General features: G+C 59.5%; 13 protein-coding genes and 2 tRNA genes. 10 read left to right on the plus strand and 5 right to left on the minus strand.

Annotation, left to right across the window (positions count from 1 at the left end):
- The first annotated feature begins 30 nt into the window (after positions 1-30).
- From BK670_RS02000 to BK670_RS02010, 3 genes are all read left to right on the plus strand, one after another.
- Entirely contained in the window at positions 31-1218 is a 1188-nt protein-coding gene (locus BK670_RS02000) for an ATP phosphoribosyltransferase regulatory subunit (RefSeq protein ID WP_007915833.1), read from the plus strand.
- Between the two features lie 54 nt (positions 1219-1272).
- On the plus strand, positions 1273-2562 hold the full coding sequence (locus tag BK670_RS02005; protein WP_003221122.1) for an adenylosuccinate synthase: 1290 nt from the start codon (positions 1273-1275) through the stop codon (positions 2560-2562).
- Positions 2563-2702: 140 nt separating this feature from the next.
- A complete protein-coding gene (locus BK670_RS02010; RefSeq protein WP_123448521.1) occupies positions 2703-4637 on the plus strand; it encodes a methyl-accepting chemotaxis protein in 1935 nt (644 codons plus the stop codon).
- 109 nt (positions 4638-4746) lie between these two features.
- On the opposite strand, the gene BK670_RS02015 is transcribed toward BK670_RS02010, so the two are convergent.
- The 4 genes from BK670_RS02015 to BK670_RS02030 all read right to left on the minus strand — a co-directional run bounded on the left by BK670_RS02015 (position 4747) and on the right by BK670_RS02030 (position 7953).
- Complete coding sequence (locus tag BK670_RS02015; protein WP_123448398.1) at positions 4747-6312, minus strand: ABC transporter permease; 1566 nt, start codon at positions 6310-6312, stop codon at positions 4747-4749.
- Positions 6312-7322 (minus strand): extracellular solute-binding protein, encoded by a 1011-nt coding sequence (locus BK670_RS02020; protein WP_123448399.1) that lies wholly within the window; start codon positions 7320-7322, stop codon positions 6312-6314. The genes BK670_RS02015 and BK670_RS02020 overlap by 1 nt, the downstream gene beginning before the upstream one ends.
- A 277-nt stretch (positions 7323-7599) precedes the next feature.
- Positions 7600-7686: transfer RNA gene (locus BK670_RS02025), tRNA-Leu, on the minus strand.
- 180 nt (positions 7687-7866) lie between these two features.
- Positions 7867-7953, minus strand: a tRNA-Leu gene (locus tag BK670_RS02030).
- A gap of 226 nt (positions 7954-8179) precedes the next feature.
- Between BK670_RS02030 and rnr the strand changes: the two genes are divergently transcribed.
- The 7 genes from rnr to dnaB all read left to right on the plus strand — a co-directional run bounded on the left by rnr (position 8180) and on the right by dnaB (position 15477).
- Positions 8180-10810 (plus strand): ribonuclease R, encoded by a 2631-nt coding sequence (gene rnr / locus BK670_RS02035; RefSeq protein ID WP_123448400.1) that lies wholly within the window; start codon positions 8180-8182, stop codon positions 10808-10810.
- Positions 10807-11574, plus strand: coding sequence for a 23S rRNA (guanosine(2251)-2'-O)-methyltransferase RlmB (gene rlmB, locus BK670_RS02040; protein WP_095180954.1), 768 nt, complete (start codon positions 10807-10809; stop codon positions 11572-11574). The genes rnr and rlmB overlap by 4 nt, the downstream gene beginning before the upstream one ends.
- A gap of 306 nt (positions 11575-11880) precedes the next feature.
- Positions 11881-12303, plus strand: coding sequence for a 30S ribosomal protein S6 (gene rpsF, locus BK670_RS02045; protein WP_025111846.1), 423 nt, complete (start codon positions 11881-11883; stop codon positions 12301-12303).
- A 28-nt stretch (positions 12304-12331) separates the two neighbouring features.
- A complete protein-coding gene (gene rpsR / locus BK670_RS02050; protein WP_002551829.1) occupies positions 12332-12562 on the plus strand; it encodes a 30S ribosomal protein S18 in 231 nt (76 codons plus the stop codon).
- 36 nt (positions 12563-12598) lie between these two features.
- On the plus strand, positions 12599-13492 hold the full coding sequence (locus BK670_RS02055) for a hypothetical protein (protein WP_016983782.1): 894 nt from the start codon (positions 12599-12601) through the stop codon (positions 13490-13492).
- 19 nt (positions 13493-13511) lie between these two features.
- Positions 13512-13958 (plus strand): 50S ribosomal protein L9, encoded by a 447-nt coding sequence (gene rplI, locus BK670_RS02060; protein WP_003221136.1) that lies wholly within the window; start codon positions 13512-13514, stop codon positions 13956-13958.
- A 121-nt stretch (positions 13959-14079) separates the two neighbouring features.
- Positions 14080-15477 carry a replicative DNA helicase gene (dnaB, locus tag BK670_RS02065; RefSeq protein ID WP_008016882.1) on the plus strand — a complete coding sequence of 466 codons (1398 nt, stop codon included), beginning with the start codon at positions 14080-14082 and terminating at the stop codon, positions 15475-15477.
- Between the two features lie 44 nt (positions 15478-15521).
- Here dnaB and BK670_RS02070 read toward each other — a convergent pair whose 3' ends face one another.
- The gene (locus BK670_RS02070) at positions 15522-19886 is read right to left on the minus strand and encodes an NEL-type E3 ubiquitin ligase domain-containing protein (RefSeq protein ID WP_259697513.1); all 4365 of its coding nucleotides are present in this window, start codon (positions 19884-19886) and stop codon (positions 15522-15524) included.
- Positions 19887-19912: the final 26 nt, after the last annotated feature.

The raw sequence follows: 19912 nt of genomic DNA on the forward strand, positions 1-19912 counted from the left end.
TGGCCGCCCGGATCAAAGGGGAATGGCGTAATGGCAACGGTAGACCGCTGGCTGCTGCCAGATGGCATCGAAGAAGTACTGCCACCAGAAGCGGCGCGCATTGAAGTTGCGCGTCGTCAGGTGTTGGATCTGTTCCAGAGCTGGGGTTACGAGTTTGTCGTGACTCCCCATATCGAGTACCTGGAATCCCTGCTGACCGGCGCGGGCCAGGACCTGGATCTGCGTACCTTCAAGGTCATCGACCCGCAATCGGGCCGGCAGATGGGTTTCCGTGCCGACATCACGCCGCAAGTGGCACGCATCGATGCGCACACCCTGCGTCGCGAAGGCCCAAGCCGTCTGTGCTACGCCGGCAGCGTGCTGCATGCCCAGCCGCGTGCACTGTCGTCCTCGCGCAGCCCGATCCAGTTGGGCGCCGAGCTGTACGGCGATGCCAGCCCGAGCAGCGACGTTGAAGTGATCAGCCTGATGCTGGCCATGCTGCAACTGGCCGATGTGCCGGATGTGCATATGGACCTCGGTCATGTCGGCATCTACCGTGGTCTGGCGCGTGCCGCCGGTCTGTCCGGTGAAGTCGAGCAGCAGTTGTTCGATGCATTGCAACGCAAGGCCATCGACGAGGTCATTACCTTGACCGAAGGCTTGCCGGCCGACCTGTCCGGCATGCTGCGGGCGCTGGTTGACCTGTGTGGCGGCCGTGAAGTGTTGAGCGCTGCCCGCGAGCGTCTGGCCAATGCGCCGGCGCCGGTGCTGGCGGCACTGGAAGATTTGCTGGCGATCGCCGAGCGCTTGTCGGCGCGTTTCCCGGAGCTGCCGTTGTACTTCGACCTGGGTGAGCTGCGCGGCTACCACTACCACACCGGTGTGGTGTTTGCGGTGTTCGTGCCGGGCGTTGGCCAGTCCATCGCTCAAGGCGGTCGCTATGACGACATCGGTGCCGACTTCGGTCGCGCCCGTCCAGCGACAGGCTTCTCCACCGATTTGAAAACCCTGGTGACCCTGGGGCGTGCTGAGATCGAGCTACCGTCTGGCGGTATCTGGATGCCTGACAGTACGGATGCGGCACTCTGGCAGCAGGTTTGCCAGTTGCGCAGTGAGGGTCAGCGTGTCGTTCAGGCCTTGCCTGGACAACCTTTGGCCGCCGCCCGTGATGCGGACTGCGACCGGCAATTGATTCAGCAGAACGGGCTTTGGCAAGTATCGCCACTGGCTTCTTGAGTTTTCCTGCCGGCCATCGCCGGCACCAAGTTTGCGCGAATGAGGACAAGTGTTATGGGTAAGAATGTCGTAGTCCTGGGCACCCAATGGGGTGATGAGGGCAAAGGCAAGATCGTTGATCTGCTGACCGAACATGCTGCCGCCGTAGTGCGCTACCAAGGTGGCCACAACGCTGGCCACACATTGGTGATCGACGGCGAAAAAACCGTCCTGCACCTGATCCCGTCGGGCGTACTGCGCGAAGGCGTGCAGTGCCTGATCGGCAACGGCGTGGTGGTTGCACCTGACGCCCTGCTGCGCGAGATCACCAAGCTGGAAGAGAAAGGCGTACCGGTGCGTGAGCGTCTGCGTATCAGCCCGTCCTGCCCGCTGATCCTGTCCTTCCACGTGGCGCTGGACCAGGCCCGTGAAAAGGCCCGTGGCGAGCTGAAGATCGGTACTACCGGTCGCGGCATCGGCCCGGCTTACGAAGACAAGGTTGCCCGTCGTGGCCTGCGTGTTGGCGACCTGCTCAACATGCCGCGCTTTGAAGACAAGCTGCGTGAACTGGTGGATTACCACAACTTCATGCTGGTCGGTTACTACAAAGAGCCGGCCATCGAGTTCGAGAAAACCCTGGCCGAGTGCAAGGAATACGCCGAGCTGCTGAAGCCGCTGATGCTCGACGTGACGGCTGAGCTGCACGACCTGCGTCGCGCCGGCAAAGACATCATGTTCGAAGGCGCCCAGGGTTCGTTGCTCGACATCGACCACGGCACCTACCCGTACGTGACCAGCTCCAACACCACCGCTGGTGGCGTGGCGACCGGTTCCGGTGTTGGCCCGATGTTCCTCGACTACATCCTGGGCATCACCAAGGCTTACACCACTCGCGTAGGTTCGGGTCCGTTCCCGACTGAGCTGTTTGACGACGTCGGTGCGCATCTGGCCAAGCAAGGTCACGAGTTCGGTGCGACCACCGGCCGTGCCCGTCGTTGCGGCTGGTTCGACGCCGTTATCTTACGTCGCGCTATCGATGTGAACAGCATCTCGGGTATCTGCCTGACCAAGCTGGACGTACTCGACGGTCTGGAAACCATCAACATCTGCACCGGCTACAAAGATGCACAAGGCAACGCTGTTGCTCCGACCGACGCTGACAGCTACGTAGGCCTGCAGCCTGTGTACGAAGAAGTGCCAGGCTGGACCGAATCGACCGTGGGCGCCAAGACCCTGGAAGAGCTGCCAGCTAACGCTCGTGCCTACATCAAACGCGTTGAAGAGCTGATCGGCGCGCCGATCGACATTATTTCGACGGGCCCGGACCGCAACGAAACCATCGTTCTGCGTCATCCGTTTGCTTGATAAGTCGTTGATGTAAAAACACAAAGGCCCCTTAATCGGGGCCTTTGTCGTTTATGCCTGTTGGACGGCATGACCTTTGCTGTGAATCTGTCTACAAGAGTGCCATCAAATTAATGGCGTCAGAAGTAGAGGTATTCACAGTGTCGGCCGTTCTCTCACTGTTACAAAGCCGTTTGTTGCGGCCCGTGTTCGTTACCCTTGGTATCGCCCTTTTGGTGCAGGTGTTGGTGGCCGTTGCCCTGACGCGGAGCACCGTCACCGCGCTGGAAGCTGATTTGGCGGTGCGCCTGGGCGCCGACAGCCAGAAACTCTCCGGCGAGCTGGAGCAAGCCGGGCGTGAAGTCACGTCGAGCCTCGATGCTTTGTCTGCCAGTACCCGCCAGCGACTTACCGTCGGCCTGTCTTCGCGTCTGAAAGAAGAGCAGGCGCAACTGCGTGCGACGCTGGAAAAGGATCTGAAAGATTCGGCCAATGACATGGCGCAATTGCTCGCCTCGGTAGCGCCGCGAGCCATGTGGGACAGCGACGTGCCGACCCTCTCCGAGTTCGCCCGCCGCGCCCAGCGCAATCCCAATGTGTTGTTTGTGGTGTATGACGATGCCACCGGCCAGCACCTGACCCGCTATCTCAATCGCGAAAATCCGATCAACAAGGCCCTGCTGGAAAAAGGTCAGGGCGAGCGTGCGCTGGATAAAGTGCTGGATGCGGCGAAAAACGATCCGTCGGTTTACTACCTTGAGGCCTCGATCAATCCCAATGGCGTGGAAATCGGCAAGGTGCTGATGGGCGTTTCGACGGCCTCGGTGGAAACCGATCTGGCGGCACTGGACAAGCGCTTCTCGGCGTTGATCGCCAGCAGTGATCAACTGGTCGGCGACAGCCTGAAAGGCGCTGCCGCGGACAGTGCCAAGGCCATGCAGGCGCGCCTGCAATCGGCACAGTCAACGGCCGTCGAGATGAAAGCCAACACCGCCAATACCGTTCAGGAAGCTGCAGCAACCCTGCGTTGGCGGATCGGCATGGGCCTGGCGTTGGTCGGCTGCGGCGTGTTGCTGTTGTTGGCAGTCGTGCTCGGCCATCGCGTGGTCAATCGTCTGAAGATGCTCAACGCCGCGATGGATGACTTGGCGGCGGGCGAGGGCGACCTGACCAAGCGCGTGCAGATCAACAGCAAAGACGAAATCGGCGACATGGCCTCGGCGGTCAATCGCTTTGTGGATAAGTTGCAGCCGATCGTGCGCGAGGCTGGCGATGTCGCCCAACGTACCGGTGTGGAAATCGGCGCCATGACCCTGCGCAATGCTGGTGCCGATGCGGCGGCGGGCATGCAGCGTGATGAAGTGGCGGAGAGCCTGCGTGCGCTGTCGCAAATGGCCGACGAGGCGCAGTCGGAAAGCCATGCGATGCAAGCGGCGTTGAAGCAGGTTGTGGATATTCGCCAGGCTACCGACGAAAACACCCGGACTTCCGCCAAGGTCGGCAGCCTGATCGAGGCGCTGGCGGGGCAAGTCGATACCGGGGCGAAAGTCATTGAGCGCCTGGCGCAGCAGAGCGAGCAGATTGAAGTGGTATTGACGGTGATTCACGGGATTGCCGAGCAGACCAACCTGCTGGCGCTTAACGCGGCTATCGAAGCGGCGCGTGCCGGTGAGACCGGGCGTGGCTTTGCCGTGGTGGCCGATGAAGTACGAGCGTTGGCGAGCAAGACACAAAGCTCCACGGGCGATATTCAGGCGCACATCGTCGCGTTGCAGCAGGGCGCCCGCGAGGCGGTCGAGGCGATCGGTCAGGCCGGGCGTCAGGCCAGCGAAGGTTTGTTGGTGTTGCGCGACAGTGCGCGGTTGCAGCAGTCAGTGCAGGCGTCGGTCGAGCAAGTGCATGCGGCGATTGGCCTGGCGACACAAGCGGCTGCACATCAGGCGCAAGGTGCGCAGGCTGTGCGTGGGCGCGTCGAGACGATTCATGCGCAAGCCGAGAAAGCAGCGCAGGCGGTGGTGGAGACCACGGCCAGTGGCAAGGTGCTGGATGGTTTGGCGGCGCAGCTGAAGGCGAGTCTGGGGCAGTTCAGGGCTTGAGGCTGTCTGGGCGGGCCTCTTCGCGAGCAGGCTCGCTCCCACATTAGATCGCATTCCTCTGATGGGACTCGGTCAAAATGTGGGAGCGAGCCTGCTCGCGAAAGCGGTGTCAGCGGCTCAGATACATCCGGGTCGTCAGCAGATAAACCGGTAGTCCGGAAACCACAATCAACAACGCCGCATAAGGCGCCGCCGCCGCAAATTCGACGTTCGCGGTATGCGCCCAGACCTCGGTCGCCAAGGTGTTCAGCCCGGTCGGACTCAACAGTAACGTCGCCGTCAATTCCTTCATCGCATCCAGAAACACCAACGCAAACGCTGCACCCAAAGCCGGGAAGATAATCGGTAATGTCACCCGACAGAACGCCGTGAACGAAGACGCGCCCAGCGTGCGTGCAGCCTCTTCCAGCTGTGGCGCAGCCTTGTTCAGCGCCGTGCGAATCGGTGCCTGCGCCAGTGGCAGAAACAGCAGCGCATAAGCGATCAGCAGCAGCCCTGAGGTCTGGTAGAGCGCCGGCACGTAATGCAGGGCGAAATACACCAGCGTCAGCGCAATCACCAGGCCCGGCAGTGCGTGCAGCAGATACGGCAAGCGCTCGGCCCAGATCGCCAGTCGACCTTTGTAACGCACCACCAGCAATCCCACCGGCACGGCCAGCACCAGGCACAATGCGGCGCCGCCAAGAGACAGCGCCAAAGAAGAAAACAGCGCTTCAGTGATCGCTGCGACCGGGAACGCTGCCGACGATCCAACCGCCAGCCAATACGCCAACATCCCCAGCGGAATTCCGCTACCGACGACCGCCAGCAGCAGGCAATACAACTGACCGACCGCTGTCCAAGGCCCCAGTCGAACCTGTTCAGCCTGACGCGCCGCGCCTTGCCCGGTGCGCACATGTCGGCCTTTGCCGCGTACGCGCAGTTCCAGCCACAACAGCACCAGACACAGCGCCAGCAAGACGGCCGACAACATTGCTGCGTTGGCGTTGCTGAATTCCAGTTCGAATTGCTGATAGATCGCCGTGGTGAAGGTTTGCAGGCCAATGATCGACAGTGCGCCGAATTCCACTAGCATGTGCAAGGCAATCAGCAGCGAACCGGCCAATAGCGACGGCCAGAGCAGCGGCAAGGTGACGCGGAAAAACACGCCCCAGCGATTCTGCCCAAGGGTGCGGGCCGATTCTTCGAGGGAGGGGTCGAGATTGCGCAGCGTCGCCGCCACCGGCAGGAAGATCAGCGGATACTTGGACAGGCTCATCACCAGAATCGCCCCGCCAAGCCCTTCGAACTGCGCGCTCAAAGAGACCCAGGTGAAGCTGCTGACAAACGCCGGCACCGCGAACGGCAGGCACAGAACCACGCCCCACAGACGTCGCCCCGGCAAATTGCTGCGCTCCAGCAACCAGGCCAGTGACAGGCCAATCACGCCGCAGGTGATCGTCACGCCAACCATCAACGCCAGGGTGTTACGCAGCAGGCCGAATACATACGGGCGCCACAACAAATGCAGCGCTTCGGCCCACCCGGCCTGCCAGGCTTTGAGTCCGACGTAGGCCAGCGGCAACAGACTCAGCACCACCAGCAACAACACCGGCAGTACCAGCCAGATTGACGGCCGTTTGCGTTTTGGCACGTAACCCCCGCGCATGGCGGGGGCGGATAACGATGCGGCCATCAGTTCAAGCCAACTTCGCGTTCCAGCTCCAGCGCTTCTTCAGCATTGCCCAGATCGGCTGGCGTCACGTTCGGTGCTTCCAGTTCGCTGAACGGCTTGAGTCCGCGATCCGATTCCATGCCTTTATGCAGCGGGTATTCGGCGGTGGTCTGAGTGATCACGCGCTGACCTTCTTCGCTGGCCATGTAGGCAAGGAATTGCTGGGCTTCTTTTGGATGTTTGCTGGACTTCAGCACGGCAGCGCTGGACACGGTAATCAAGCCGCCGACGTCACCGCCGGTGAAGTAATGCAGTTTCGAGTCGAGTTTGCCTTTCTCGCGCTGCAGGGCGAACCAGTAGTAGTTGTTCACCAGCACGGTGGCGACTTCGCCGTTTTCCACGGCTTTGAGCGCAACCATGTTGTTGCTGTAGGTCTTGCCGAAAGCGCGCAGGCCGGTCAGCCATTCTTCGGCGGCGTCGCGACCGTGCATCTTGATGATCGCCACGGCCTGTTCCTGGAACGCGCCGCTGGTCGGGACGAAGCCGACTTTGCCTTGCCACTGCGGTTCGGAGAACTCCAACACTGATTTCGGCAGGTCTTTTTCATCGATCAGCTTAGGGTTGAAGGCGACGACGCGAACCCGGGCAGTCACGCCGATCCAGGTGCCGTTAGCTGCGACGTATTTTTCCGGCAGTACGGCCAGGGTGGCGTCATCGGCCTTGGCCAGCAGGCCTTGTTCGCCTAGATTGTTCAGCGGCGGCGATTCTTCGGTGTAGATGACATCGGCAGGGGAGCGGTCGCCTTCTTCGATGATCTGGCTGGCGAGCTGATTGCTGCTGCCTTTGCGCACGTTGACGTGAATGCCGGTCTTGGCTTCGAAGGCTTTGGCGATCGCGTCGCCGACTTCCTTGTGCTGGCCGTTGTAGAGAGTCAGGGAAACCGCATCGGCAGCCTGGGTGAGGGGAGTGGCGAGCGCCAGGCCGAGGAGGGTGAAGGTCAAGCCTCGGCGCAGGGTATTTCGAAACGTCATTCGCAGGGTTCCTCACTGTCGCATTGCAAAAACTTGCAACAATGATAAACGATATTGTTTCTCAAGTGCGCCTTGCGAGAGGGTGTGCGTTCCTGTAGGAGCTGCCGGAGGCTGCGATCTTTTGATCTTGTTTGTTTCAGATCAAAAGCTCGCAGCCTCGGTTCACTCCTCAGCTCCTACAGATGAGGGGCGATAAACTATTTCTGGAAGGCAGAAACGCAAAAACCCGCTTTCGCGGGTTTCTGTGAAATCCAAGGCCGTAACCTTGAATTTGAATTGGTGCCCAGAAGAAGACTCGAACTTCCACGACCGTAAGGTCACCAGCACCTGAAGCTGGCGTGTCTACCAATTTCACCATCTGGGCAATCATCGCGAGCGTTGCCGCTGTTGATGTGGCGCACTATACGGAGCGCGTTTTGATCTGTAAACCCCTGATTTAATTTTAATAAATCAGTTTTAAGAAAACCCGGGCTTAGAATGCAAAAAACCCGCTTTCGCGGGTTTTGTGTGAGTGCTGAAACTGATCTAGTCTCAAACTCGAAATTGGTGCCCAGAAGAAGACTCGAACTTCCACGACCGTAAGGTCACCAGCACCTGAAGCTGGCGTGTCTACCAATTTCACCATCTGGGCAGTATCGGCAGCGCTTGTGCGTCGTCGATGGCGCGCACTATACGGAGCGTCTTTTTAACTGTAAACCCCTGTCAGCAAAAAACATGATTTTTTTTACCAGCGGTGTTCAAAAGGGCTTTCAAGCGTCGCTACAGGGCCTCTGTTGGGGCTTATAGAGTGGGAAATTTCCCGTTTCATGGCGCCTATGCCAAACTAACCCGTATATAGACAAGGTGAAAACTCTCTAATGGCCGATTGGCAGTCCCTCGATCCCGAGGCCGCTCGTGAAGCGGAAAAATATGAAAACCCTATTCCTAGCCGCGAACTGATCCTGGCGCACCTCGCCGATCGGGGTTCGCCTGCTGCCCGCGAGCAGTTGGTGGAAGAGTTTGGTCTGACCACAGAAGACCAGATCGAAGCCCTGCGCCGCCGTCTGCGCGCCATGGAGCGCGACGCTCAACTGATCTACACCCGCCGTGGCACTTACGCGCCGGTCGACAAGCTCGACCTGATCCTCGGTCGCATCAGCGGTCACCGTGACGGTTTCGGTTTCCTGGTGCCGGACGATGGCAGCGACGATCTGTTCATGAGCCCGGCGCAAATGCGTCTGGTATTCGATGGCGACCGTGCGTTGGCACGTGTGTCCGGTCTCGACCGTCGCGGTCGCCGTGAAGGCGTGATCGTCGAAGTGGTGTCCCGTGCGCACGAAACCATCGTCGGCCGCTACTTTGAAGAAGGCGGTATCGGCTTCGTCGTTGCGGACAACCCGAAAATCCAGCAGGAAGTGCTGGTCACTCCGGGCCGCAACGCCAACGCGCAGATCGGTCAGTTCGTCGAGGTGAAAATCACCCACTGGCCAACGCCGCGCTTCCAGCCGCAAGGCGACGTGGTTGAAGTGGTCGGCAACTACATGGCGCCGGGCATGGAAATCGATGTGGCTCTGCGCACTTACGACATTCCGCACGTCTGGCCTGAGGCCGTTCTGAAAGAAGCGGCCAAGCTCAAGCCGGAAGTCGAAGAAAAGGACAAAGAGAAGCGCGTCGACCTGCGCCATCTGCCGTTCGTCACCATCGACGGCGAAGATGCGCGCGACTTCGACGACGCAGTTTATTGCGAAGCCAAACCGGGCAAGCTGCGCCTGTTCTCCGGCGGCTGGAAGTTGTACGTGGCGATTGCCGACGTTTCCAGCTACGTGAAGATCGGCTCGGCGCTGGACAACGAAGCCCAGGTGCGCGGCAACTCGGTGTACTTCCCCGAGCGCGTGGTGCCAATGCTGCCTGAGCAGCTGTCCAACGGCCTGTGCTCGCTGAACCCGCACGTCGATCGTCTGGCCATGGTTTGCGAGATGACCATCTCCAAGTCCGGCGAAATGACCGACTACTGCTTCTATGAAGCGGTGATCCATTCCCATGCACGTCTGACTTACAACAAAGTCAGCGCGATGCTGGAAACGCCGAAAGTGGCCGAAGCGCGCAAACTGCGTGGTGAATACACCGACGTCGTGCCCCACCTCAAACAGCTTTATTCGTTGTACAAAGTGCTGTTGGCGGCCCGTCACGTGCGTGGCGCGATCGATTTCGAAACCCAGGAAACCCGGATCATCTTCGGTTCCGAGCGCAAGATTGCCGAAATCCGTCCGACCGTCCGCAACGATGCACACAAGCTGATCGAGGAGTGCATGCTGGCGGCCAACGTGGCCACTGCCGAATTCCTCAAGAAGCACGAAATTCCTGCGTTGTACCGCGTTCATGCCGGTCCGCCGCCGGAGCGTCTGGAAAAACTGCGCGCGTTCCTTGGCGAGCTCGGCCTGTCCCTGCACAAAGGCAAGGATGGCCCGTCGCCGAAGGACTATCAGGCACTGCTGGCGAGCATCAAGGATCGTCCGGATTTCCACCTGATCCAGACCGTCATGCTGCGCTCGCTGAGCCAGGCGGTATACAGCGCTGAAAACGACGGCCACTTCGGCCTGAATTATGAAGCCTATACCCACTTCACTTCGCCGATCCGTCGTTACCCGGACCTGCTGACGCACCGCGCGATCCGCAGCGTGATCCATTCGAAACAGGACACCCCGCACGTTCGCCGTGCCGGTGCGATGACCATTCCGAAGGCACGCATCTATCCGTATGACGAGGCTGCGCTGGAGCAACTCGGCGAGCAGTGCTCGATGAGCGAGCGCCGTGCCGACGAAGCGACCCGCGACGTGGTGAACTGGCTCAAGTGCGAGTTCATGAAGGATCGCGTGGGCGAGTCGTTCCCGGGTGTGGTCACTGCGGTCACCGGTTTCGGCCTGTTCGTCGAGCTGACCGACATCTACGTCGAAGGTCTGGTCCACGTCACGGCGCTGCCGGGCGATTACTACCACTTCGATCCTGTGCATCACCGCCTGGCGGGCGAGCGCACCGGGCGCAGCTTCCGTCTCGGCGATACCGTTGAAGTGCGGGTCATGCGCGTCGACCTCGACGAACGCAAGATCGACTTCGAGATGGCGGAAAAAACCATCAGTGCGCCGATCGGTCGCAAAAAACGTGGCGCTGAAACCGCTGCTCCGGCGGCCAAGGTTGCGGAAGAAAAGGCTCCGGCAAAATCCGCCAGCCGTCGTCCGGCCAAGGAAAAAGCGGCAGAAGCCTATCGTCCTAGCGATGCCGTGGCGAAAAACGCCGAACTGCGCAAAAGCCGTGAAATGAAGAAGGCCTTGCTGGCCGATGCCAAAAACGGTGGTAAAGCGGCGTCCGGGGGAAAGACCGGGCGGTCGGCGCCTGAAAAGGCCTCCGGCGGCAAGCCAGCCAAACCGAGCAAACACCGTAAGGGCCCGCCAAAAGCGGGTTCCGCTCCAGCCAAAAGTGGCGGGGCACGTAAACCGAAGGCGAAGTCATGAGTCAGTTGGAAAAAATCTACGGCGTTCACGCGGTAGAAGCGTTGCTGCGTCACCACCCGAAACGCGTCAAACAGATCTGGCTGGCGGAAAGCCGCAACGATCCGCGCGTGCAAACTCTGGTTGAGCTGGCCAACGAAAACCGTGTTCAGGTCGGCCAGGCCGAGCGTCGCGAAATGGATGCCTGGGTTGAGGGTGTGCACCAGGGCGTGGTCGCGGAAGTAAGCCCGAGCCAGGTCTGGGGCGAAGCCATGCTCGACGAACTGCTCGATCGTACGGAAGGCGCGCCGTTGTTACTGGTGCTCGACGGCGTGACCGACCCGCACAACCTCGGTGCCTGTCTGCGTTCGGCCGATGCGGCCGGTGCGCTGGCGGTGATCGTGCCGAAAGACAAGTCGGCGACCTTGACGCCAGTGGTGCGTAAAGTCGCTTGCGGCGCGGCGGAAGTGATTCCGCTGGTGGCGGTGACCAACCTTGCCCGTACGCTGGAAAAGCTCCAGCAGCGCGGTCTGTGGGTTGTCGGCACAGCGGGTGAGGCCGAGGTCAGCATCTATGACCAGGACCTGACTGGCCCGACCATTCTGATCATGGGCGCCGAAGGCAAAGGCATGCGTCGCCTGACCCGCGAGCACTGCGACTATCTGGTGAACCTGCCGATGGCCGGTAGCGTCAGCAGCCTCAACGTCTCGGTAGCGACCGGCGTCTGCCTGTTCGAAGCCCAGCGTCAGCGCGGTGCAAAAGCCAAGGCTACTGCCAAGAAATCCTGATCTGCTGTAAATCCCTTGTAGGAGTGAGCCTGCTCGCGATAGCGGTGCAACATTCAGCATCAAAGTTGAATGTTGTCCCCTCATCGCGAGCAGGCTCACTCCTACATTGTTTTGTGGGAAGGCGAAGATCGGTGATTGTTCAAATATTCACCAATTGCCTTGCACCTCTCCTGTCCCTTCTCTACAATTGCGCCCCTTGCTGTGACGGCAGGCACGCATGTGCCCCGCGCCAGCAAGTCCATAAGTGTCATTCACTCCTTGTCTGACCGTTTTTGAGCGGCAGGCTACAACCCGTAAGGAGCATTCATGCGTCATTACGAAATCATCTTTTTGGTCCACCCGGATCAAAGCGAGCAAGTCGGCGGCATGGTTGAGCGTTACACCAAGCTGATCGAAGAAGACGGCGGCAAAATCCACCGTCTGGAAGATTGGGGCCGTCGTCAACTGGCCTACGCAATCAACAATGTTCACAAGGCTCACTACGTGATGCTGAACGTTGAGTGCACTGGCAAGGCCCTGGCCGAGCTGGAAGACAACTTCCGCTACAACGATGCAGTGATCCGTAACCTGGTCATCCGTCGCGACGAAGCCGTTACTGGCCAGTCCGAGATGCTCAAGGCTGAAGAAAACCGCAGTGAGCGCCGTGAGCGTCGCGACCGTCCTGAGCACGAAGGCGCTGATAGCGTTGATAGTGATGACAGCGACAACAGCGATAACGCTGACGAGTAATCCACGGACCTTTTAAGGAGCCTATCAAATGGCACGTTTCTTCCGTCGTCGTAAATTCTGCCGCTTCACCGCTGAAGACGTGAAAGAGATCGATTACAAAGATCTCAACACTCTGAAAGCCTACGTATCCGAGACCGGCAAAATCGTTCCAAGCCGCATCACCGGTACCAAAGCTCGTTATCAGCGTCAGCTGGCCACCGCTATCAAGCGCGCCCGCTTCCTGGCCCTGCTGGCCTACACCGACAGCCACGGCCGCTGAGACCGGGCAGTCGACAAGTAGCAAAGGATTGAATGCATGCGTGCCTTAGCTGAGTTCATCATGCGAGGCCGTATGCAGGCCACTCTCGTGGTGGCCGGATGTGCAACATTGCCGTTGTTGTATTGGTTGGGTGCTGCCGCGGGGAGCCTTGTGCTGCTGCGGCGCGGACTGACGGACGCCCTGGGTGTTCTGTCTCTGGGGCTGCTGCCGGCGTTGATCTGGTGGTTGTATGCCGATGACCCACGGGCACTTCTGGTGCTGCTGGGGTCTTCGGGACTTGCGTTGGTTTTGCGCGCAAGTGAGTCCTGGGTCCGTACGCTGCTGGTCAGCGTAGTGATTGGAGTGGTGTTTTCGGTGGTGCTCGGGGCAGCGTTTGCGGCCCAGATCGAGATGCTCGCGCAGGCCTTGATAAAGGTCATGCCGGCGCTTCTCGGTGAGACTTACAAGCAATTGTCGGTCGATGAGCAAGCGCGTTTCGCGTCCCTGATTGCACCGGTCCTGACCGGACTGATTGCGGCGCTGTTGCAGATCGTCAGCGTGCTGAGCCTGATTGTCGGGCGGCATTGGCAGGCGTTGTTGTACAACCCGGGTGGTTTTGGTCGCGAGTTTCGCGCCATCCGGATCCCGCTGGGGCCGGCGATGTTGCTGCTGGCGTTGATGCTTCTGGGCCCGAATCTCGGTGCACAGATGGCCATGTTGACGCCGTTGTGCAGTGTACCGCTGGTGTTCGCCGGACTGGCCCTGATTCACGGGCTGGTCGGGCAGAAGCGACTGGCCGGTTTCTGGCTGGTGGGGTTGTACGTCACACTGCTGTTGTTCATGCAGCTGATCTATCCGTTGCTCGTGGTCCTGGCCATTGTCGACAGCCTGATTGATTTTCGCGGTCGTCACGTGTCGAAAGACACCGATAACGCGAACGGTGAAGGTTAAAAGTTAAGAGGATTTCCACATGCAACTGATCCTTCTGGAAAAAATCGCCAACCTGGGCAACCTGGGCGACAAAGTAAACGTTAAGGCCGGTTACGGCCGTAACTACCTGCTGCCTTTCGGCAAAGCTACCGCTGCAACTGCTGCCAACCTGGCTGCGTTTGAAGAGCGTCGTGCTGAGCTGGAAAAAGCTGCCGCAGACCGTAAAGCATCGGCTGAAAGCCGTGCTGCCCAACTGGCCGAGCTGGAAGTGACCATCACTGCCACCGCTGGCGACGAAGGCAAGCTGTTCGGTTCGATCGGTACTCACGACATCGCTGACGCACTGACCGCTTCCGGCGTTGAAGTGCAGAAGAGCGAAGTTCGTCTGCCGAACGGCACCATCCGCAACGTGGGTGAATTCGACGTGGCTGTGCACCTGCACGCCGAAGTTGAAGCCACCGTACGCGTTGTCGTGGTAGCAGCTTAAGTAATACCTGATCGGCTGGCGGCTTGCCCGTCAGACGGTTAACATCGGGCACGATCCTGTTTACAGGTCGTGCCCTTTGTCTTTCTGAACTCCCTGTTTTTCCAAACAAACACAAGTGGCCATGAACGATATCTCCGCTCCCGAGCAATACGATCTGCAAACCGCTGCCCTGAAGGTGCCGCCGCATTCCATCGAGGCCGAACAGGCTGTACTCGGTGGTCTGATGCTGGACAACAACGCCTGGGAACGCGTGCTCGATCAAGTCTCCGACGGCGATTTCTATCGACATGACCACCGTCTGATCTTCCGTGCGATCGCCAAGCTGGCCGATCAGAACATGCCGATCGACGTCGTGACCCTGTCCGAGCAACTGGACAAGGAAGGGCAGACCTCGCAGGTCGGCGGCCTCGGTTACCTCGGTGAGCTGGCGAAAAACACGCCGTCCGTCGCCAACATCAAGGCCTATGCGCAGATCGTCCGCCAGCGTGCAACGTTGCGCCAACTGATCGGCATCAGCACCGAAATCGCCGACAGCGCCTTCAACCCTGAAGGCCGTACCGCTGAAGAAATCCTCGATGAGGCCGAACGGCAGATCTTCCAGATCGCCGAAGCCCGGCCGAAGACCGGTGGCCCGGTCGGCGTCAACGAGCTGTTGACCAAAGCCATCGACCGCATCGACACCCTGTTCAACACCGACAACGCCATTACCGGCCTGTCCACCGGTTACACCGACCTTGACGAGAAGACCAGCGGCCTGCAACCAGCCGACTTGATCATCGTCGCCGGCCGTCCATCGATGGGTAAAACCACCTTTGCGATGAACCTGGTGGAAAACGCCGTGTTGCGCAGCGAGAAGGCGGTTCTGGTGTACTCCCTCGAGATGCCAGGCGAATCGCTGATCATGCGTATGCTCTCCTCGCTGGGTCGCATCGACCAGACCAAGGTGCGTTCCGGTCAACTGGAGGACGATGACTGGCCACGCCTGACCTCAGCGGTCAACCTGCTCAACGACCGCAAGCTGTTCATCGATGACACCGCAGGCATCAGCCCGTCGGAAATGCGTGCGCGGACCCGGCGTCTGGTGCGTGAACATGGCGACGTTGGCCTGATCATGATCGACTACCTGCAGCTGATGCAGATCCCGGGTTCCAGCGGTGACAACCGTACCAACGAAATTTCCGAGATCTCGCGATCCCTGAAAGCCCTGGCCAAGGAATTCAACTGCCCGGTGGTGGCGCTGTCGCAGCTCAACCGTTCCCTCGAACAGCGTCCCAACAAGCGTCCGGTGAACTCCGACTTGCGCGAATCCGGAGCGATCGAGCAGGACGCCGACGTGATCATGTTCGTGTACCGCGACGAGGTGTATCACCCGGAAACCGAGCACAAGGGCATTGCCGAAATCATCATCGGCAAACAGCGTAACGGCCCGATCGGTTTTATCCGCCTGGCATTTATCGGCAAATACACGCGCTTCGAAAACCTCGCGCCTGGCAGTTACAACTTCGACGACGACGAGTGAGTGTGGGCCGACATCATTCGGCCAACACGTCCTCTTAAGCTGCGTTATGTGTTTTCGCCCGCGGCTTCCTCGGCGGTGCCGAGGGTCGCATGCCCGGCCAGTTCCTGCCGGCTCAGTGTTTCGATCAACGCGGCTTCCTCGATCGCGAGCGGTGCTTGCAGCGCTCTGGATTGTGCATCGTAATCGTCGAACGAAAGTGTGTTGGCGGCATACGATTCGTCGAGAATCGCCTGCCGCTCCTGAAACGGCTGACGCTGGGCTTCGAACTTCGACTGGTATTTGTGGATGATGAATTCCTGCCAGAACTCCCTCGATAACAGAGCCTGAAATTCTTCGGGCGAGTTATCCAGTGCGATGATTTTTTCGTATGCGGCATCCAGCTGCGCTTTTGACACATTGACCAGATGAGCAAATCCCATTCGGTCGGGTTGTCCCGGGAGTTGCAGGCGATCCTTCAGACCGTGGCGATAGAAAAGCCTGATCTCGACTTCTTCAGAAACATGCGGCGCCGGAAGGACTCCGGCGCCCTGGCCCCGCCTCGACTCAATAATGCTGGCCTCTCGCTGTGCAATGTCTGCCGATGCGACTTTGTCGACCTCATGCAGGCGAAACAATGCTCTGGATAGCGCCGACAATTGCGGGCCTTGTGCTTGATCACGCGCTTGGGTGCGAGCGCTATGCATCATCACCCGGGTTTCCAGATTGGCAAAGGTGAAGGCTGCCCGATCACAGCAGGCAGCCTCGCCCGCCCGCTCTAACAGCTCACTGCGAAGACGTTCGGAGTCCGGATTGTTTTCGGTAATGCTGTCGATCAGCTTCCAGACCCGCCGCTGAAGCTCGTTGTGGCCGGCAGGGACATCCAGCAAGCGTTCGAGGGTATTGAACAAACCATCGGAGCCGTGCTGATCACGCAGTGTTTGCCATTGAACGCGTCTTGCGGGGATTTGCTCGGCGGACATCCCGGCTGTCCAGCGGACCATCGGGTCGCCCACTGCAGGTCGGTGGGTCACGGGCGCGATGCCGCGTGCCGTGTCGACCAGATTGTTGCGGCCGGTCAGCGGCATCTCTGCCTCAATCAGTCGATCGTTGTAATGGTTCAGCCGGGTAAGTGTCTCTGCCGACAACGGATTGTGGGTGATGTTGGTCACATTGTTGACGCGAGCCGTATGCGCAAGACGTTCGTCCGGCGGCGCAATGACGGAATCGGGGATTTCCTCGATACGGTTGTTGCTCAGGTTGACGGTATCCAATAAGGGTTGATCGGCAATGCCGGCAGGAAAGGTGTCGATGCCTGTATTGGCCAGATTGATTGAGCGCATGTCGAATATCTGGCTGAAATCCGGGGCGATGGCCAATTGTGGATTGTCCTGCAACCACAATGCCCGCAGCGTGATGCGCGCTGACAGAACGCGGGCAGTGTCCTCCGTCAGGGCAATCTGGTTACTCTGCAGAAACAGTCGGGTCAGGCCGTTCATCTCGCTAACGGCGGGGGGCAACTCGCGCAGTTGATTAAGCGAAAGATCCAGCCAGCGCACATGGCGGAACCGGGTCAGAAAACCTTCCGGCGAGGTGCTCAGGCCCATATTGCTCAGTTTGAGTGAGCCGACGTGACTGAAGTCCGCATCGATGTCCGGCAAGCTTTGCAACCTCAGTCCACTGAGATCCAGTTCCAGGCCGATGGGTGTCCTGTCATTCGCCAGTTTCTGCGATGTTTCACGTCGCCAGCAACTGATGATCCGCTGACTTGCCGCGGTTCGGTCATTGCGGGTTTCGGCGTTGATCAACAACTGGTTCGCGCGGATATACCCTTGGCGGTTCCCGCCTCCAGAGAAAATCCAGGCGTCCAATTGAGTTTTTAGCGTGTTGAATTCCAGCTCGAGACTCGCCAGTCTCGTACCGGCGGTACCTTTCTCCAGGCTCCAGATGTATTCCCTGCAGGACTTGATACTTTCGCCCGGATACAGACGCCGATATCGCTGTGCCCTGGAGTTATCGCTATCAAACGCAGCGGAATGCGCCGAATTCATCAGTTCCGGGTGTGCTGCGTGCACGCGTCGCCAGTAACGATCAAACGTTTTCCAATAGTCGGAAGGAAAGTCATTGCCCCCCAGTAATGTGGCGCCGTTGATTTTGGTGATCGAGGCTAATTGTTTGGGCTCGGGGTTAATGTTGGCCTGTGGTACTTCAGTCAAATGGTTGTTGCGCAAATCAAGGGTCGTCAGCGCTATTTTGCCCAGCAGGCCTGCGGGCCACTGGTCGATCCCCGTGCTATGCAAGTCAAGGCTTGTCAGGTCGGACATGGCGCTGAAATCGGGGGCGTTTTTCAGTGGGTTCTGTGACAGATTGACGACCTTCAGCCGGCTAAGTGCGCTCAGTTTCGCAGCGCCTGGCTCATCCAGTTCAAGGCTGTTCGAGCTCAGATCCAGGTTGATCAGTTTGTCCATATCGCCTACGCAGGCAGGTAATTTGCGCAGATTGGAGTGGTTGATGGAGAGCGTTTCCAGTTGGGTGAAGTTGGCGAGGAATGTCTCGCCAGCGTCCGACCAGTGCACGTCCTCAAGGTTGAGCAAGCGGACATGGCTGAAATCCGCCGTCAGTGCCGGCAATGGCCCGTTGCCGGGCGGCAGCCTCAATATTGCCCCCGACTCTTGCAGCCAGCAGGCCTTGATGATTCTGGCGAGGCGTTGCGGTGCCCAGAGTTTCAGGCTCAGGGTGTCTACATCTACCGCTCCACCGTTGTGATTGTCGGCTACGTACTTGTTAAGTTGCGATTCAAGCAGGTCGAAATCTTGCAGGCGTCGGGTCAGTGCTTCATCACCCAGATGTAGCACAAAATCCTTGGCTGCCTGGGCATCCTTGTTCGGGTACATCCGCTGCACCATCGCCACTTCGAGAATGTCAGTGGCCAGCCTGAGCCCCTGTGGATGAGCAGGGCCGGGCAGCGCCGGGTGATCCGCAGCGAGGCGGCGCCAGTACAGTTCCAGGGTTTTCCAATAGCCGGGAGCAAAGGCGTTGCCCTCAATGAGGGTGACGCCGTTAAGTCTGACGGTGGCGTCGAGTTGTGCGGCGGGGGGATCGAGCAGCGTCTGCGGTACTTCCTGCAATCGGTTATTGCGCAAATCGACGATTTGCAGGCCGGTCTGGTTGCGCAAACCTGTTGGCCACTGATCGAGCTGCGTATCGCTCAGATTCAACACCTTCAAACCGCTCAGTGCGCTGAAGTCGGGCGTCATGTTCAGCGGATTGTGCGACAGGTTGATGTTTTCAAGGTTGCTGAGCGCAGTGAGTGTCACGGCGGCTTGTGTGTCCAGCCGGATCCGGTTTGCACTCAGATCCAGTGTTCTCAGGTCGCCCATCTGCGCAATGGCTGCAGGCAGTGTATCCAGTGTGGCGCGGGTGATCGTCAATTGCTCCAGCTGCGGGAATCCGGCGAGAAAAGCGTCGGCTGCGGGCGTCCACGTGACGGCGTCCAAAAACAGCTCCCGGACATGGCTGAAATCAGCCTCCAATACCGGCAGGGTGCCGCTGCCAGGTTCAAGCTTCAACGATGTCCCGGTCTCTCGGCGAAAGCAGCGTTTTACTTCGTGGGTGACGTGTTCTGCCCAGTCTTTTGCTGCTCCTGGCGTCGAAGACAACTCTTTGCTCCAGAGCGTCAGTTGCTGCTTGAGCATTTTGTATTCGGTTTCGCGTCGACTCAGCCCGGCTTCGACGTCGCTACCCAGCGAGCGGATGTATGCGCCAATCTGCTCCTCACTCATGGACGGAAACAGCCTCTTTGCCCGAGCGTGAGGATTGCGCAATCGATTGATGATGGCGGCAACCCGGTCTGCCACTTGCCGATGAACCGGGCGCGCGTGCCCGCCGCCGGGCCGAGGCAATCCACTTGTGCCTGGATCGGTCGCCGCAGACGGTGCTGGTTTGGGGGCTTCCTGTGGATGCCAGAGCCCGCTTTCGGTATCACGCAGCAGCACCGGGCCGAAGGCTTCGAGATCGGTTGATAATCGGGCTCGATACTGACGGGTAAGCGTGTCGACTCCCAAGAGCACCGTGCCACCGTTGGGAACATCGACGTAACGTCGCCCCCTGTGGACCCGGAAACCCTCGGCGTCTGGACCTGGCAAATCAGGGGGGACGGTGATCCAGTAACGTTCCAGTGGCCATTGCTCACGCGTGAGCGCGGCGCCAGTGGGCGCTGAGTCACGAATCGTTACCGCCGGTATCGGCGGGATGGTATCCAGGCTGGCGTCGCTTGCAGGTCTGCCGAGCCCCTCAGGGTGCAGTGTTCGCGGTGAGGTCGACGGACCGAATTCGACACGCGGCGGCGTCTCGGGCCTTACTGTTTCCGATCCTTGCCGGGTCGGTCGCGTGGAGTGTTCAACGCTTCCTTTGAAGGGCAGTCGTGGTGACATTTTTTCTTCCTTGCAGGTTTGCTCAT

It is taken from the genome of Pseudomonas fluorescens (assembly GCF_003732425.1).
In the GTDB taxonomy this organism is placed as follows: domain Bacteria; phylum Pseudomonadota; class Gammaproteobacteria; order Pseudomonadales; family Pseudomonadaceae; genus Aquipseudomonas; species Aquipseudomonas fluorescens_BE.

Excerpts from the sequence above, each read along its gene's own strand:
- BK670_RS02000 (WP_007915833.1), top strand. The coding sequence starts at position 31 with ATGGCAACGGTAGACCGCTGGCTGCTGCCAGATGGCATCGAAGAAGTA.
- BK670_RS02005 (WP_003221122.1), top strand. The coding sequence starts at position 1,273 with ATGGGTAAGAATGTCGTAGTCCTGGGCACCCAATGGGGTGATGAGGGC.
- BK670_RS02015 (WP_123448398.1), bottom strand. The coding sequence starts at position 6,312 with ATGGCCGCATCGTTATCCGCCCCCGCCATGCGCGGGGGTTACGTGCCA.
- BK670_RS02020 (WP_123448399.1), bottom strand. The coding sequence starts at position 7,322 with ATGACGTTTCGAAATACCCTGCGCCGAGGCTTGACCTTCACCCTCCTC.
- rnr (WP_123448400.1), top strand. The coding sequence starts at position 8,180 with ATGGCCGATTGGCAGTCCCTCGATCCCGAGGCCGCTCGTGAAGCGGAA.
- rlmB (WP_095180954.1), top strand. The coding sequence starts at position 10,807 with ATGAGTCAGTTGGAAAAAATCTACGGCGTTCACGCGGTAGAAGCGTTG.
- rpsF (WP_025111846.1), top strand. The coding sequence starts at position 11,881 with ATGCGTCATTACGAAATCATCTTTTTGGTCCACCCGGATCAAAGCGAG.
- rpsR (WP_002551829.1), top strand. The coding sequence starts at position 12,332 with ATGGCACGTTTCTTCCGTCGTCGTAAATTCTGCCGCTTCACCGCTGAA.
- BK670_RS02055 (WP_016983782.1), top strand. The coding sequence starts at position 12,599 with ATGCGTGCCTTAGCTGAGTTCATCATGCGAGGCCGTATGCAGGCCACT.
- rplI (WP_003221136.1), top strand. The coding sequence starts at position 13,512 with ATGCAACTGATCCTTCTGGAAAAAATCGCCAACCTGGGCAACCTGGGC.
- dnaB (WP_008016882.1), top strand. The coding sequence starts at position 14,080 with ATGAACGATATCTCCGCTCCCGAGCAATACGATCTGCAAACCGCTGCC.
- BK670_RS02070 (WP_259697513.1), bottom strand. The coding sequence starts at position 19,886 with ATGTCACCACGACTGCCCTTCAAAGGAAGCGTTGAACACTCCACGCGA.